The sequence below is a fragment of the Streptomyces sp. NPDC127129 genome (assembly GCF_042671585.1).
GTDB lineage: Bacteria > Actinomycetota > Actinomycetes > Streptomycetales > Streptomycetaceae > Streptomyces.
In genome coordinates, this window is sequence record NZ_JBHXTV010000012.1 from 106,021 (window position 1) to 118,037 (window position 12,017).

The following is a 12,017-nucleotide window of genomic DNA, read 5'->3' on the forward strand; positions in this document are numbered from 1 at the left end:
GGTGATCGCCGTGACGATCACTCTGAACAGCACTGTGCGCACGCTTCTGGACGACCCCAACCCGGCGATCCTGGGCACGGTCCTCCCCGACGGCTCTCCGCAGAACTCGGTGGTCTGGGTGGCCAGGGACGGCGACGACCTGCTGATCTCAAGCCAGGACGGCCGCCGCAAGGTGCGGAACATCCGGGCCGACCCACGGGTCAGCCTGCTCGTGTACGACGTCAAGGACCCGCAGCTGTACGCCGAGATACGGGGCACGGCCACGGTCTCCGAGGACGCCGGGCGGGCCTTCGCCGTCGCGGTCGAGGAGCAGTACGAGGGGCCCGGCTCCGGCCAGGGCTACCTCGAACTGCCGCCGGAGGTGGTGCGGGTGGTCATCCGGATCACACCGACGAAGGTGGCGGGCACCGCCGCCGAGTAGCCCGGGGAAGGGGAAGGGGCGGTACGGGAGGTCCCGTACCGCCCCTTCTCGTCCGGTTCTCGTCCGGTTCGCGTCCGGGCGTGCGGCTAGAAGCCCGGGGGCTCGGTGTAGATGCCCCACTCCTCGCGGAGCACGTCACAGATCTCGCCGAGCGTGGCCTCCGCCCGTACCGCGTCCAGCATCGGGCCGATCATGTTCGAGCCGTCGCGGGCCGACGCCAGCATCGCGTCCAGCGCGGAGCGGACCCGGGCGTCGTCGCGGCGGGCCTTGCGCTCGCCGAGGACCCGGACCTGCTCCCACTCGACCTCGTGGCTGACGCGGAGGATCTCCAGGTCGCCGGTGACCGAGCCGTGGTGGACGTTGACGCCGACGACCCGCTTGTCGCCCTTCTCCAGGGACTGCTGGTACTGGAAGGCGGACTCGGCGATCTCGCCGGTGAACCAGCCGTCCTCGATCCCGCGCAGGATGCCGGAGGTGATCGGGCCGATGGGGTGCTGACCGTCCGGGTGGGCGCGGCGGCCGCGCTCCTTGATCTGGTCGAAGATCTTCTCGGCGTCGGCCTCGATCCGGTCGGTGAGCTGCTCGACGTACCAGGAACCGCCCAGCGGGTCGGCCACGTTGGCCACACCCGTCTCCTCCATCAGCACCTGCTGGGTGCGGAGCGCGATCTCGGCGGCCTGCTCGCTGGGGAGCGCCAGGGTCTCGTCGAGGGCGTTGGTGTGCAGCGAGTTGGTGCCGCCGAGGACCGCGGAGAGCGCCTCGACCGCGGTCCGTACGACGTTGTTGTACGGCTGCTGGGCGGTGAGCGAGACACCGGCGGTCTGGGTGTGGAAGCGGAGCCACTGCGCCTTGTCGGTCTTGGCGCCGTAGACCTCCTTCATCCAGCGGGCCCAGATCCGGCGGGCGGCGCGGAACTTGGCGATCTCCTCGAAGAAGTCGAGGTGCGCGTCGAAGAAGAAGGAGAGACCGGGGGCGAAGACGTCGACGTCCAGGCCGCGGGAGAGGCCGAGCTCCACGTAGCCGAAGCCGTCGGCGAGGGTGTACGCGAGCTCCTGCGCGGCCGTCGCTCCGGCCTCGCGGATGTGGTAGCCGGAGACGGAGAGCGGCTTGTACGCGGGGATGCCCTGCGCGCAGTGCTCCATCAGGTCGCCGATGAGGCGCAGGTGCGGCTCGGGCTGGAAGAGCCACTCCTTCTGCGCGATGTACTCCTTGAAGATGTCGGTCTGGAGCGTGCCGTTGAGCACGCCCGGGTCGACACCCTGGCGCTCGGCGGCGACCAGGTACATGCAGAAGACGGGCACGGCGGGCCCGGAGATGGTCATCGAGGTGGTGACGTCGCCGAGCGGGATGTCCTTGAAGAGGACCTCCATGTCGGCGGCGGAGTCGATGGCGACACCGCAGTGGCCGACCTCGCCGAGCGAGCGGGGGTCGTCGGAGTCGCGGCCCATGAGGGTGGGCATGTCGAAGGCGACCGAGAGTCCGCCGCCGCCGGCGGCCAGGATCATCTTGTACCGCTCGTTGGTCTGCTCGGCGTTGCCGAAGCCGGCGAACTGCCGGATGGTCCACGTCCGGCCGCGGTAGCCGGTGGGGTGCAGACCCCGGGTGAAGGGGTACTCGCCGGGCCAGCCGATGCGCTCGAAGCCCTCGTAGGTGTCCCCGGGCCGGGGGCCGTAGACGGGCTCGACCGGATCGCCGGAGAGCGTGGTGAAGTCTGCGTCCCGCTTGCGGGCCTTGTCGTAGCGGGCCTGCCAGCGCCGGCGGCCTTCCTCGATCGCGTCTGCGTCCATGCTTCAAATTTACTAGGACGTCCTAGTAAATGTCGATGGCAAACCCCCGCACATCCGTGCGGGGGGTGTGGTACGGAGCCGGATCAGGCCTTGGCGGGAGCCGGCTGCGCGCCGCTGACCAGCGGAAGCGTCTCGCGGACGACCTTGCGCTCGACGAAGAAGGCGGCGAAGGGAATCGTCCCGGACAGCAGCACCCACAGGAGCTTGCCGAACGGCCACTTCGCCTTGGAGCCCAGATCGAAGGCGAAGATCAGGTAGATGATGTAGAGGACGCCGTGGGCCTGGGAGACCGCGAAGGTCACGTCCTCGCCCATGTCGAACCCGTACTTGAAGACCATGCACGTGCAGAGCACGAGCAGCATGACGGCGGTGATGTACGCCATCACGCGGTAACGGGTCAGCACGCTGGATTTCATGCCGTCGAGCGTAACGGCACGTTCCGGGCGATCTTCGGGCGGGCCCGGTTCCGGTCAGCTCTCGTCGAAGTCGTGCGCGTTCACCCGGAGCGGGCGCAGCATCGCGAAGATCTCGCCGCACTCCTCGGCGTCGTAGACCCCGAGCCCGAAGTCCATCGCCATCAGATCGCGGGTGGCGGCCTCGACCACCTCGCGCCCCTTCCCGGTGATCGAGGCGAGGGTGCCGCGGCCGTCGTTGGGGTTGGGCCGCTTGTCGACGAGGCCGGACTTCACGAGCCGGTCGACGGTGTTGGTGACCGAGGTCGGGTGGACCATCAGCCGCTCGCCGATCTTGGACATCGGCAGCTCACCGGCCTTGGAGAAGGTGAGCAGCACCAGCGCCTCGTACCGCGCGAACGTCAGTCCGTACGGCTTGACGACGGCGTCGACCTCCGCGAGGAGGATCTGGTGGGCGCGCATGATCGAGGTGATCGCGGCCATCGAGGGGACCGGCCCCCAGCGCTTCTGCCAGAGTTCGTCGGCGCGGGCGATGGGGTCGAAGGGGAGACTGAGCGGCTTCGGCACGCGTCGACCTTACCCACTGGTCACATGGTGGTCAGCCCCGTCTCGAACTTCGGTCGCACGGACATGGAGGACGGCGGCGAGGACGCAGAGGGTGCCGACCACTCCCGTGCCGGCGACCACCAGGTGGACGGGGAGGAACTCGGCGGCGAGGCCGGCGCCCGCCATGCCGACGCCCTGTGCGGTCATCATGCCCGCGGTCATCAGGGTCATGGCCCTCCCCCGCTGCCCCTCGGGGACGGCGGCGACGAACCAGGCGTCGAGGCCGAGCGTGTACGCGCCGGTGGCACCGGCCAGGAGGAGGGCGAGGCCCGCGAGGGCGGCGCCGGGCTCCACGGCGTAGAGGAGATAGGGGAGGACGCCGGCCAGGGCCAGCGGGTACACGATCCGGGAGCGGGTGGCCGCGCTCAGCCTGGACCCGGCGAACAGTTCGCCCGTGACGGTGCCGACGGGCAGGGCGCACATCAGCAGCCCGAGCGCGGCGGTGGAGACGCCGGCCTGGTCGGCGTAGGGCGCGGCGAGGGCCTCGGGGACGACGGCGAAGAGGGGCGGCAGCCAGAACAGGAGCATGAGCGCGCGGACGCGGCGGTCGCGGAGGACGGCGAGGTTGCCGCCGCGCTCGCGCGGGGCGGTGGCGGTGGCGGCGGCGCGGGCGGGCCGCTTCCGTGTCCCGAGCCGGAGGAGGAGCGCGGAGGCGAGGAAGGTCACGGCGGTGATGGCGATGGCGCCGCGCGGTTCGACGACGGTGAGCAGCACGCCGCCGGCGCCGAAGCCGACGAGGAGGGCGCTCTGCGAGACGATCCGGAGCAGGGAGCGCCCGAGGACGAAGAGGTCGCCCTCGCCGAGGATGTCGGCGAGGGTCGCGGTCCGGGTCCCGTTGAACACGGGCGCGACGGCGGCGACGGCACACCGCAGGACGAGCAGCCCGGCGACGGGCGTGACGGGCGCGACCATGAGCGCGACGCACGCGGCGCAGACGAGATCGCAGACGACGAGGACCCGCCGGGGCGGATACCGGTCGGCGACGCCGGCGAGCAGGGTGCCGCCGAGGAGGTAGGGGAGGAAGCCGAGGGCGAAGGTGAGGGAGGAGAGGAGGGGGGAGCGGGTGAGGTCGTAGACGAGGACGGTGAGCGCGATCTCGCTGACGACGACGCCGAGGAGGGAGAGCAGATGGGCGACGAAGACGGTCCGGAACTCCCGCACGGAGAACACGGCGCGATACCCGGGACTCGGCGCGCCCCCGGACGTGCGCCGGAGACCCTGGGGCGCGGCGACGGCCGACGGCTCCGGCATCGCCGGGTCGACGACGCGGGGGTCCGGGGCCGGAGCGGCGACGCGGGGGGCCGGCGCCGGAGCGGCGTGAGGGTCCGGGGCCGAGAGGGCATGAGGGGCCGGGGCGGGGCGGGGGGGCGGCGACGTGGGGGCCGGGTCCCGGGGTGGCGTGGCGGGCTGGTCGGGCATGGCCGCAGCGTGGCCGTCCTCGACCGCCCGGCCTAGACTTTCGGCCCCAGCCGAATCTTCCCGCCCGAGGTCCGAACCCGTGCCGTACCACCTCCACTTCGGCGAGGCCGACCCGCTGCGGATCCGGTTCGCGCTCTCGCCGCTCTGGGAGACGCATTCCGCCGTACGCGTGCTCGCGCGGCCCCGCCAGCAGGGCTATCACCTGCCCTGGCTGCGACGGATCCGGGGCGCCGCCCAAGGGCTCGAACTCGCGCCCCTGCACCTGCTGATGCCCCTGCGCGGACACAGCCCCGACTTCCTCTATCCGCCGCCCCTGGGGCCCGCCGCCTCGTTCGCCGAGGAGATCGCGGCCGTGCGGGAGACGGATCCGGCCCTGGCCCGGGACGACTTCGCGCGGGCGCTCGCCGAGACCCCCGGCGCCGCGGCGAGCGACGCGGGGCGGCGGATGCTGGACGACCCGGTGGCGACCGTCCGGCGCCTCGCCGATCTGCTCCAGGCGGCCTGGGAGGCCCTGATCGCCCCCGAGTGGCCGCGGCTGCGGGCCGTCCTGGAGGCCGACGTGGCGTACCACTCGCGGCGGCTGGCCGAGGGCGGTCTGGAGCGGCTCCTCGGCGAGCTCCACCCAGGCTTCGACTGGGAGGCGGACCGCGCCACCCTCACCGTCGCCCACCCCGGCGACCACGTCCGCGCTCTCGACGGCCAGGGCCTCGTCCTGATGCCCTCCGTCTTCACCTGGCCCCACGTCGTGAGCGGTTTCGACCCGCCGTGGCAGCCGACCGTCGTCTACCCCGTTCGCGGGATCGGCGGCCTCTGGACCGAGGCCCCCGACCGGACCCCCGAGGCGCTGACCCGGCTCCTCGGGCGGGCCCGTGCGGACGTGCTGTGCGCGCTGGACGAGCCGGCCGGCACGACCGCGCTCGCCCACCGGCTCGGCCTCGCACCCTCCTCCGTGTCGGCCCACCTGTCCGTCCTGCGCGAGGCCGGCCTGCTGACCTCCCGCCGCTACGGCCACCAGGTCCTCTACGAACGCACCCCGATCGGCATCGCCCTGACGGCCCCGGGCGCCGCACACGACTGAGCCCCCGGCACCCGTGCAGGGTTCGGGGGCTCGGGGGCCGAGGGCGGCGGTCAGGCCTCCAGGTGGCGTTCCACCGTCGCGATCTTCGACGTGAGACCGTCCGTGACGCCCGGGCGGATGTCGGCCTTCAGGACGACGGAGACCCGGGGCGCCCGTGCCTCCACCGCGGCGACGGCGCGTTTGACCACGTCCATCACCTCGTCCCACTCGCCTTCCACGGAGGTGAACATCGCGTCCGTGCGGTTCGGGAGACCCGACTCCCGCACGACCCGGACGGCGTCGGCGACGTACTCGCCGACCTCCTCCCCCACGCCGAGCGGGGTGACCGAGAAGGCGACGATCATGCCTCCACCGCGCTCTCGCGGCGGGCGCGGGAGGCGATGACCGCGTCCTCGGCCTCGCGCTTGAGCTTGCGCTCCGCGAAGAAGCCGCCGAACGGCAGCACCGAGAGGACGAAGTAGAGGGCGGCCGTCTTGAACTGCCACTTCGTGCGGTTCCAGGCGTCCAGCCAGAACAGCACGTACAGGATGAAGAGGATGCCGTGGACCGCGCCCATCACGGGGACGGCGTTGAACTCCGTCGTGCGCTTGAGCACCGAGCAGACGAGCAGCAGCAGGAAGGAGACGGCTTCCGGCGCGGAGACGAGCCGGAGGCGGTGGAGGGAGGAGGCGGTCTTGATGTCCACGGGAGGGGGTCACCTTCGTTCGATCTTGTGAACGGATGCACAAGGGTGGGCGGGTCCATTGTGCACGCCGACTTTGCTGTTCCTTTAGCCGGGGGGCCCGTAATCTCCCTCCGTGGCAACGTTCCGACTCCAAGGCAGCAAAGTGCTCGCCGTGTCCATGACCGGCGATGCCGTCAAGGCCAAAAACGGCTCCATGGTCGCCTACGACGGCCAGATGGCCTTCAAGAAGATGTCCGGCGGAGGCGAGGGCCTGCGCGGCATGGTCACGCGCCGGCTCACGGGTGAGCAGATGGAGGTGATGGAGGTGAAGGGCCAGGGGACCTGCTGGTTCGCCGACCGCGCCTCCGAGATCAACCTCGTCTCGCTCCACGGCGACAAGCTCTACGTCGAGGCGAGCAACCTGCTCTGCACCGACGCGGGGCTGCGCACCGGCACGAGCTTCACGGGCCTGCGTGGCGGAGCGACCGGCAACGGTCTCTTCACCACGACCGTCGAGGGCACGGGGCAGGCGGCGATCATGTCCGACGGCCCCGCGGTGGTGCTGCGCGTGACCCCGCAGTACCCGCTCTCCGTCGACCCCGGCGCGTACATCGCCCACCAGGGCAACCTGCAGCAGAGCTTCCAGTCCGGTGTGACGTTCCGCACGTTCCTCGGCGAGGGCGGCGGCGAGGCCTTCCAGATCCGCTTCGAGGGCGACGGCGTCGTGTACGTCCAGCCCAGCGAGCGGAACACGATCGGGGGCGACGTCTGATGCCGTTCCGCGAGATCAACTCGAAGATGGTCGAGGCGACCGTCATCCCCGGACAGCGCATGTTCAGCCAACGCGGCGCGATGCTCGCGTACCGCGGCGACGTCACTTTCACGCCGAACATGGCCGGCGGCCAGGGTGGCGTGATGTCGATGATCGGCCGCCGGGTGGCCGGCGAGTCGACGCCGCTGATGACCGTCGAGGGCAACGGCACGGTGATGTTCGGGCACGGCGGCCACCACATCCAGGTGATCCAGCTGACCGGCGACACCCTGTACGTCGAGGCCGACCGGCTGCTCGCCTTCGACGGCACCCTGCAGCAGGGCACGATGTTCATGGGCTCCCAGGGCGGGGTCATGGGCATGGTGCGCGGCCAGGTGACGGGCCAGGGGCTCTTCACGACGACGCTCAAGGGTCACGGCGCGGTCGCCGTCATGGCCCACGGCGGCGTGATCGAGCTGCCGATCACCCCCGGACGCGCGGTCCACGTGGACCCGCAGGCGTACGTCGCGCACCACGGCGACGTGCGGAACAAGCTCTCCACCGCGCTGGGCTGGCGCGACATGGTGGGGCGGGGCTCCGGCGAGGCGTTCCAGCTGGAGCTGACCGGCAGCGGTGTGGTGTACGTGCAGGCCTCGGAGGAGAAGCTGTGACCGGTCCCGTCGTCCTCGACCCGCAGTCGCTCCCGTCCGACGACAACGTCAATCCGTACACCTTCTGCGTGGAGCTCAAGGGTTCCCAGTGGTTCCTGCAGAAGGGCAAGATGATCGCCTACTACGGGCGGATCGACTTCAACGGCATCGGCCACGGGCGCCTGGACCGCCTGGTCCGGACGTCGTTCCACTCACCGCTGCACGCGAGCGACTGGGTGGTGGCGGAGGGCAGCGGCAAGATGCTGCTCGCCGACCGGGCCTTCGACGTGAACTCGTTCGACCTGGACGAGGGCAATCTGACGATCCGTTCGGGCAACCTGCTGGCGTACCAGCCGACGCTGGCGCTGAAGCAGTCGATCGTGCCGGGGTTCGTGACGCTGATCGGCACGGGCAAGTTCGTGGCGGCCTCGAACGGCCCGGTGGTCTTCATGGAGCCGCCGATGCGGGTGGACCCGCAGGCCCTGGTCGGCTGGGCGGACTGCCCGTCCCCCTGCCACCACTACGACCACGGGTACATGACGGGCGTGATGGGCGGCGTCCGCGCGCTGACCGGGCTCGGCGGGACCTCGGGCGAGGAGCACCAGTTCGAGTTCGTGGGAGCGGGTACGGTACTCCTCCAGTCGAGCGAGATGCTGATGGCCGACCGGGCGATCGGCGAGGTCGGCGGGCAGCCGGGGGTCCCGGGCGGCGGCGTTCCCGGAGCGCATGGTTCCGGCCAAGGGGGGCACGGTTCGGCACCGCGCCTTCCCGGACAGCTCGGAGACCTCCAGCGTCGCTTCGGTCTGTAGCCGGTAGTCTGCGGAGTGTGACGCCCTCGAACGTCTGCGCCCGTCAGGGCCCTGGGTGCCCGGCGTCACACTCCCTCACTTCGTCCAGTTTTCAACTTCTTAGGTAGAATCCATATATGGAGACCGAGACGGCCACCCCCTGGCTCACCGACGCCGAGCAGTGTGCGTGGCGCACCTATCTGGACGTCAACCGGATGCTGACGTATCAGCTGGAGAAGGACCTCCAGCCCTTCGGCCTGACCATGAACGACTACGAGATCCTGGTGAATCTCTCGGAGTCGGCCGAACGGCGTCTGCGCATGAGCGATCTGGCGACGGCCACGCTGCAGTCCAAGAGCCGGCTCTCGCACCAGATCACGCGCATGGAGAACGCGGGGCTCGTGCGTCGCGCCAACTGCGAGTCGGACCGGCGCGGGCTGTACGCGGTCCTGACGGACCAGGGCATGGAGACCATGCGCAAGGTGGCACCCCACCACGTGGAGTCGGTGCGCAAGCACTTCATCGACCAGCTGTCGCCCGAGGCCCTCGGCGACCTGCACGAGTCCCTCAAGCCCGTCGCCGAGCAGCTCCGGGGCCGCCGGGGCAAGCCCTAGCGTTCCTCCGGCAGCGGCACGACCAGCGGCAGCACCAGTTCGAACAGCGCGCCGCCCGCCGGTGCTTCACCGACGGTGAGGGTCCCGCCGTGCCGTACGGCCACGTCCCGGGCGATGGCGAGGCCGAGCCCCGCGCCGCCCTCGTCGCGGGTGCGCGCGTCGTCGAGCCGTACGAAGCGCTCGAAGATCCGCTCACGGTCGGCCTCCGGCACCCCGGGCCCGTCGTCGGCCACGCCGAGCACGGCCCGGTCCCCCTCCCTCCGTACGGTGACCGTCACCTCCGCACGGGCGTGGCGCACCGCGTTGTCGAGGAGATTGCCGAGCACCCGGCCGAGCCGGCCCCTGGAGCCGTTCACCCGGACGGACTCCGCGGCCTCCACCGTGACCCCGCGCCGCCCGGCGGCCGCCTCCGTCGCCAGCGCGGCGAGGTCGACCGGGGCGCCGGCGAGCCGCTCCCCCGCGTCGAGCCGGGCGAGCAGCAGCAGGTCGGCGGCGAGGTGCTGCAGCCGTACGGTGTCCTCGACCGCACCCGGGACGTCCAGGAGTTCCGGATGCGCGGCGCCCACCTCCAGCTGGGTGCGCAGGCTCGCGATGGGGCTGCGCAGCTCGTGCGAGGCGTCGGCGACGAACCGTCGCTGCCGCTCCACGGACGACTCCAGGGCCGTGAGCGTCTCGTTGGTGGTCCGGGCGAGCCGGGCCACCTCGTCGTGCGTGGCGGGCTCGGGGACCCGGCGCGACAGATCCTGCGAGGTGGTGATCTCCGCCATCTCGCGGCGGATGGACTCGACGGGCCGCAGCGCCCGCCGGGTCACCAGCCAGGTCACCCCGGCCACCACCCCGAGCAGCAGCGGCAGTCCGACGAGCATGGCGGTGGCGGCGGTGCTCACCGCGTCCCGCTGCGCCCCGAGCGACGCGCCGGCGAAGACCCGGACCGTCTCGTCCCGCCGGTCGGTGACCTCCACCTCGCTGAAGCGGTAGTCGTCGCTCTCCCCGTCCACGGTGGCACTGCCCTCACCGTGCCAGGTGCCGACCCCGACCTCGCCGGGCTCGGGGTCGTCCGCGTCGTCGTCGGCGTCCCGCCCGGTCCCGGGGCTCGCCTCGGGGGTGACGTCCGGCACGCCGGTCCCGCTGATCGCCGTGAGCCCCTCGCTCACCGCGAGGACCCTGCCGTCGCGGTCGACGACCTGCACCGGGTTCTCCTCGCCGTCCGGCAGATCGAGCGACCGGTACGGAGTTCCGGCGGCGATCCGGCCCGCGACCTGGCGGGCGACCGCGTCCGCCTCGCCGTCCGCCCGGCTCGTGAGGTCGCCCCGCAGGGACAGCAGGACGGCGACACCCGCCGCGACCAGGGCGACCGCCACCACCGCGGTCGCTCCGAGCGTGGCCCTGGCGCGGACCGAGGAGAACCACCGGCCGCTCACCGTGCCTCCAGGCGGTATCCGGCGCCGCGCACCGTCCGGATCAGGGAGGCGCCCAGCTTGCGCCGGAGCGTGCTGACGTACACCTCGACGATGTTCGGATCGCCCGCGTAGGCGAAGTCCCAGACGTGCTCCAGGATCTCGGCCTTGGAGACCACCTCGCCCGGGCGCAGCGCGAGCTGTTCCAGGACCGCGAACTCCTTGGTGGTGAGCGTGACCTCGTCCTCGCCGCGGTGCACGCGCCTGGCCGCCGTGTCCACGCGCAGGGCGCCGAGGTCGAGGACCGGGGAGGGATCCGCGGCGCGGCGGCGCAGCAGGGCCCGGATCCTGGCCACCAGGACGACGTAGGAGAACGGCTTGGTGAGGTAGTCGTCGGCGCCCGTGTCGAGGCCCTCGGCCTCGTCGTACTCGCCGTCCTTGGCGGTCAGCATCAGGATCGGCACGTCGTCGCCCGCGGCGCGCAGCGCGGAGCAGACCCGGTACCCGTTCATGCCGGGCAGCATCACGTCGAGCACGATCAGGTCGTACGGCGTTCCGATCGCCCGGTGCAGCCCCTCCAGGCCGTCGTGGACCACGTCGACGGCGTACCCCTCGGCGGTCAGGCCTCCGGCCAGGGAGCGGGCGAGCCGCTTCTCGTCCTCCACGATGAGCAAGCGCATGGGCACAAGGTTCGCAAACCGAAGCTGAAGCGGCCTTCAGGTGGCTTCAGGCTGCCTTCAGGTCGCGTTGCGCACAGTGGGGTCCGTCGGAACGAACCACGCCGGGTTGGAGGACCCTCATGAAGCGCATGAAGCGCATCACCGTGATCGCCACCGTCGCCGCGGTGGCCGCGGTGGCCGTGGCCGGCGGCGGAACCGCGATCGCCCTCGCGGACGACGCCGGAGACCGGACGGAGAAGACCGCCGTCCGGGACGCGAAGGTGACCGCCGCGCAGGCGATCGAGGCCGCGCTGCAGGCGCAGCCGGGCACGGCCGTCTCGGCCGACCTGGACGACGACGACCGCGGCTGGGAGGTCGACGTCCTGGGCACGGGCACGACCTCGTACACGGTCCACGTGGACGCCGGAACGGGCAAGGTCCTCGGCAAGGAGACCGACCGGGACGACGACGACCGGGACGACGCCGACGACCGCCGCGCCCTGAAGGGTGCCTCCGTCGACGCCCGGGAGGCCGCCGAGGCGGCTTCCGTGAAGGGCGCCGTCACCTCGGTGAGCCTGGACGACGACGACCGCGCCCCGGCCGCGTGGGACGTGGACACCGTCAACGGCGACTGGCGGGTCGATCCGAAGACGGCCCAGGTCACCCCGGACGACGACGGGCAGGACGACCGGGACGACGACCGGGCCGGAGCGGCGGGACGCGCCGACGACCGCGCGGACGACGCGGACGGCTCCGACAACTGACGGAGG

At 71.8% G+C, this 12,017-nt stretch carries 15 protein-coding genes; 7 read left to right on the forward strand and 8 right to left on the reverse strand.

Going from position 1 to position 12,017, the window contains the following annotated elements:
* Nucleotides 1-10 precede the first annotated feature (10 nt).
* Complete coding sequence (locus ACFVGW_RS23325; RefSeq protein WP_385853334.1) at nucleotides 11-421, forward strand: PPOX class F420-dependent oxidoreductase; 411 nt, start codon at nucleotides 11-13, stop codon at nucleotides 419-421.
* 86 nt (nucleotides 422-507) lie between these two features.
* Here ACFVGW_RS23325 and ACFVGW_RS23330 read toward each other — a convergent pair whose 3' ends face one another.
* The 4 genes from ACFVGW_RS23330 to ACFVGW_RS23345 all read right to left on the reverse strand — a co-directional run bounded on the left by ACFVGW_RS23330 (nucleotide 508) and on the right by ACFVGW_RS23345 (nucleotide 4,646).
* Nucleotides 508-2,208 (reverse strand): methylmalonyl-CoA mutase, encoded by a 1,701-nt coding sequence (locus ACFVGW_RS23330; RefSeq protein ID WP_385853335.1) that lies wholly within the window; start codon nucleotides 2,206-2,208, stop codon nucleotides 508-510.
* An 83-nt stretch (nucleotides 2,209-2,291) separates the two neighbouring features.
* Entirely contained in the window at nucleotides 2,292-2,624 is a 333-nt protein-coding gene (locus ACFVGW_RS23335; RefSeq protein WP_352191706.1) for a DUF3817 domain-containing protein, read from the reverse strand.
* A 54-nt stretch (nucleotides 2,625-2,678) separates the two neighbouring features.
* On the reverse strand, nucleotides 2,679-3,188 hold the full coding sequence (locus tag ACFVGW_RS23340; RefSeq protein ID WP_383222035.1) for a MarR family winged helix-turn-helix transcriptional regulator: 510 nt from the start codon (nucleotides 3,186-3,188) through the stop codon (nucleotides 2,679-2,681).
* 9 nt (nucleotides 3,189-3,197) lie between these two features.
* Nucleotides 3,198-4,646, reverse strand: a complete 1,449-nt coding sequence (locus ACFVGW_RS23345; protein ID WP_385853336.1) for an MFS transporter — start codon at nucleotides 4,644-4,646, stop codon at nucleotides 3,198-3,200.
* Between the two features lie 79 nt (nucleotides 4,647-4,725).
* Between ACFVGW_RS23345 and ACFVGW_RS23350 the strand changes: the two genes are divergently transcribed.
* Entirely contained in the window at nucleotides 4,726-5,724 is a 999-nt protein-coding gene (locus ACFVGW_RS23350) for a DUF5937 family protein (RefSeq protein ID WP_385853337.1), read from the forward strand.
* A gap of 50 nt (nucleotides 5,725-5,774) precedes the next feature.
* Here the strand turns inward: ACFVGW_RS23350 and ACFVGW_RS23355 are convergent, their stop codons facing one another.
* Together ACFVGW_RS23355 and ACFVGW_RS23360 are read right to left on the reverse strand one after the other, a co-directional pair.
* Nucleotides 5,775-6,068: an MTH1187 family thiamine-binding protein gene (locus tag ACFVGW_RS23355; RefSeq protein ID WP_385853338.1), complete on the reverse strand. Its 294-nt coding sequence runs from the start codon at nucleotides 6,066-6,068 to the stop codon at nucleotides 5,775-5,777.
* Nucleotides 6,065-6,409 (reverse strand): DUF3817 domain-containing protein, encoded by a 345-nt coding sequence (locus tag ACFVGW_RS23360; RefSeq protein WP_383222028.1) that lies wholly within the window; start codon nucleotides 6,407-6,409, stop codon nucleotides 6,065-6,067. The genes ACFVGW_RS23355 and ACFVGW_RS23360 overlap by 4 nt, the downstream gene beginning before the upstream one ends.
* Nucleotides 6,410-6,521: 112 nt before the next feature.
* On the opposite strand from ACFVGW_RS23360, the gene ACFVGW_RS23365 reads away from it, so the two are divergent.
* The 4 genes from ACFVGW_RS23365 to ACFVGW_RS23380 all read left to right on the forward strand — a co-directional run bounded on the left by ACFVGW_RS23365 (nucleotide 6,522) and on the right by ACFVGW_RS23380 (nucleotide 9,191).
* Nucleotides 6,522-7,160 carry an AIM24 family protein gene (locus tag ACFVGW_RS23365; protein ID WP_352191700.1) on the forward strand — a complete coding sequence of 213 codons (639 nt, stop codon included), beginning with the start codon at nucleotides 6,522-6,524 and terminating at the stop codon, nucleotides 7,158-7,160.
* Nucleotides 7,160-7,810 (forward strand): AIM24 family protein, encoded by a 651-nt coding sequence (locus ACFVGW_RS23370; protein WP_352191699.1) that lies wholly within the window; start codon nucleotides 7,160-7,162, stop codon nucleotides 7,808-7,810. Before ACFVGW_RS23365 ends, ACFVGW_RS23370 begins: the two co-directional genes overlap by 1 nt.
* Nucleotides 7,807-8,598 (forward strand): AIM24 family protein, encoded by a 792-nt coding sequence (locus ACFVGW_RS23375; protein WP_352191698.1) that lies wholly within the window; start codon nucleotides 7,807-7,809, stop codon nucleotides 8,596-8,598. The genes ACFVGW_RS23370 and ACFVGW_RS23375 overlap by 4 nt, the downstream gene beginning before the upstream one ends.
* A 116-nt stretch (nucleotides 8,599-8,714) precedes the next feature.
* Nucleotides 8,715-9,191: a MarR family transcriptional regulator gene (locus ACFVGW_RS23380; RefSeq protein WP_352191697.1), complete on the forward strand. Its 477-nt coding sequence runs from the start codon at nucleotides 8,715-8,717 to the stop codon at nucleotides 9,189-9,191.
* On the opposite strand, the gene ACFVGW_RS23385 is transcribed toward ACFVGW_RS23380, so the two are convergent.
* The gene (locus ACFVGW_RS23385) at nucleotides 9,188-10,612 is read right to left on the reverse strand and encodes an ATP-binding protein (RefSeq protein WP_385853339.1); all 1,425 of its coding nucleotides are present in this window, start codon (nucleotides 10,610-10,612) and stop codon (nucleotides 9,188-9,190) included. The two genes, ACFVGW_RS23380 and ACFVGW_RS23385, sit on opposite strands and share 4 nt — an antisense overlap.
* Nucleotides 10,609-11,268, reverse strand: a complete 660-nt coding sequence (locus tag ACFVGW_RS23390; RefSeq protein ID WP_385853340.1) for a response regulator transcription factor — start codon at nucleotides 11,266-11,268, stop codon at nucleotides 10,609-10,611. Before ACFVGW_RS23390 ends, ACFVGW_RS23385 begins: the two co-directional genes overlap by 4 nt.
* Before the next feature lie 119 nt (nucleotides 11,269-11,387).
* On the opposite strand from ACFVGW_RS23390, the gene ACFVGW_RS23395 reads away from it, so the two are divergent.
* Nucleotides 11,388-12,011 (forward strand): PepSY domain-containing protein, encoded by a 624-nt coding sequence (locus ACFVGW_RS23395; RefSeq protein ID WP_385853341.1) that lies wholly within the window; start codon nucleotides 11,388-11,390, stop codon nucleotides 12,009-12,011.
* Nucleotides 12,012-12,017: the final 6 nt, after the last annotated feature.

What these genes read in the sequence shown, in the direction of transcription:
- ACFVGW_RS23395 (WP_385853341.1), top strand. Translation starts at nt 11,388, where the DNA reads ATGAAGCGCATGAAGCGCATCACCGTGATCGCCACCGTCGCCGCGGTG.
- ACFVGW_RS23335 (WP_352191706.1), bottom strand. Translation starts at nt 2,624, where the DNA reads ATGAAATCCAGCGTGCTGACCCGTTACCGCGTGATGGCGTACATCACC.
- ACFVGW_RS23330 (WP_385853335.1), bottom strand. Translation starts at nt 2,208, where the DNA reads ATGGACGCAGACGCGATCGAGGAAGGCCGCCGGCGCTGGCAGGCCCGC.
- ACFVGW_RS23390 (WP_385853340.1), bottom strand. Translation starts at nt 11,268, where the DNA reads ATGCGCTTGCTCATCGTGGAGGACGAGAAGCGGCTCGCCCGCTCCCTG.
- ACFVGW_RS23380 (WP_352191697.1), top strand. Translation starts at nt 8,715, where the DNA reads ATGGAGACCGAGACGGCCACCCCCTGGCTCACCGACGCCGAGCAGTGT.
- ACFVGW_RS23370 (WP_352191699.1), top strand. Translation starts at nt 7,160, where the DNA reads ATGCCGTTCCGCGAGATCAACTCGAAGATGGTCGAGGCGACCGTCATC.
- ACFVGW_RS23345 (WP_385853336.1), bottom strand. Translation starts at nt 4,646, where the DNA reads ATGCCCGACCAGCCCGCCACGCCACCCCGGGACCCGGCCCCCACGTCG.
- ACFVGW_RS23355 (WP_385853338.1), bottom strand. Translation starts at nt 6,068, where the DNA reads ATGATCGTCGCCTTCTCGGTCACCCCGCTCGGCGTGGGGGAGGAGGTC.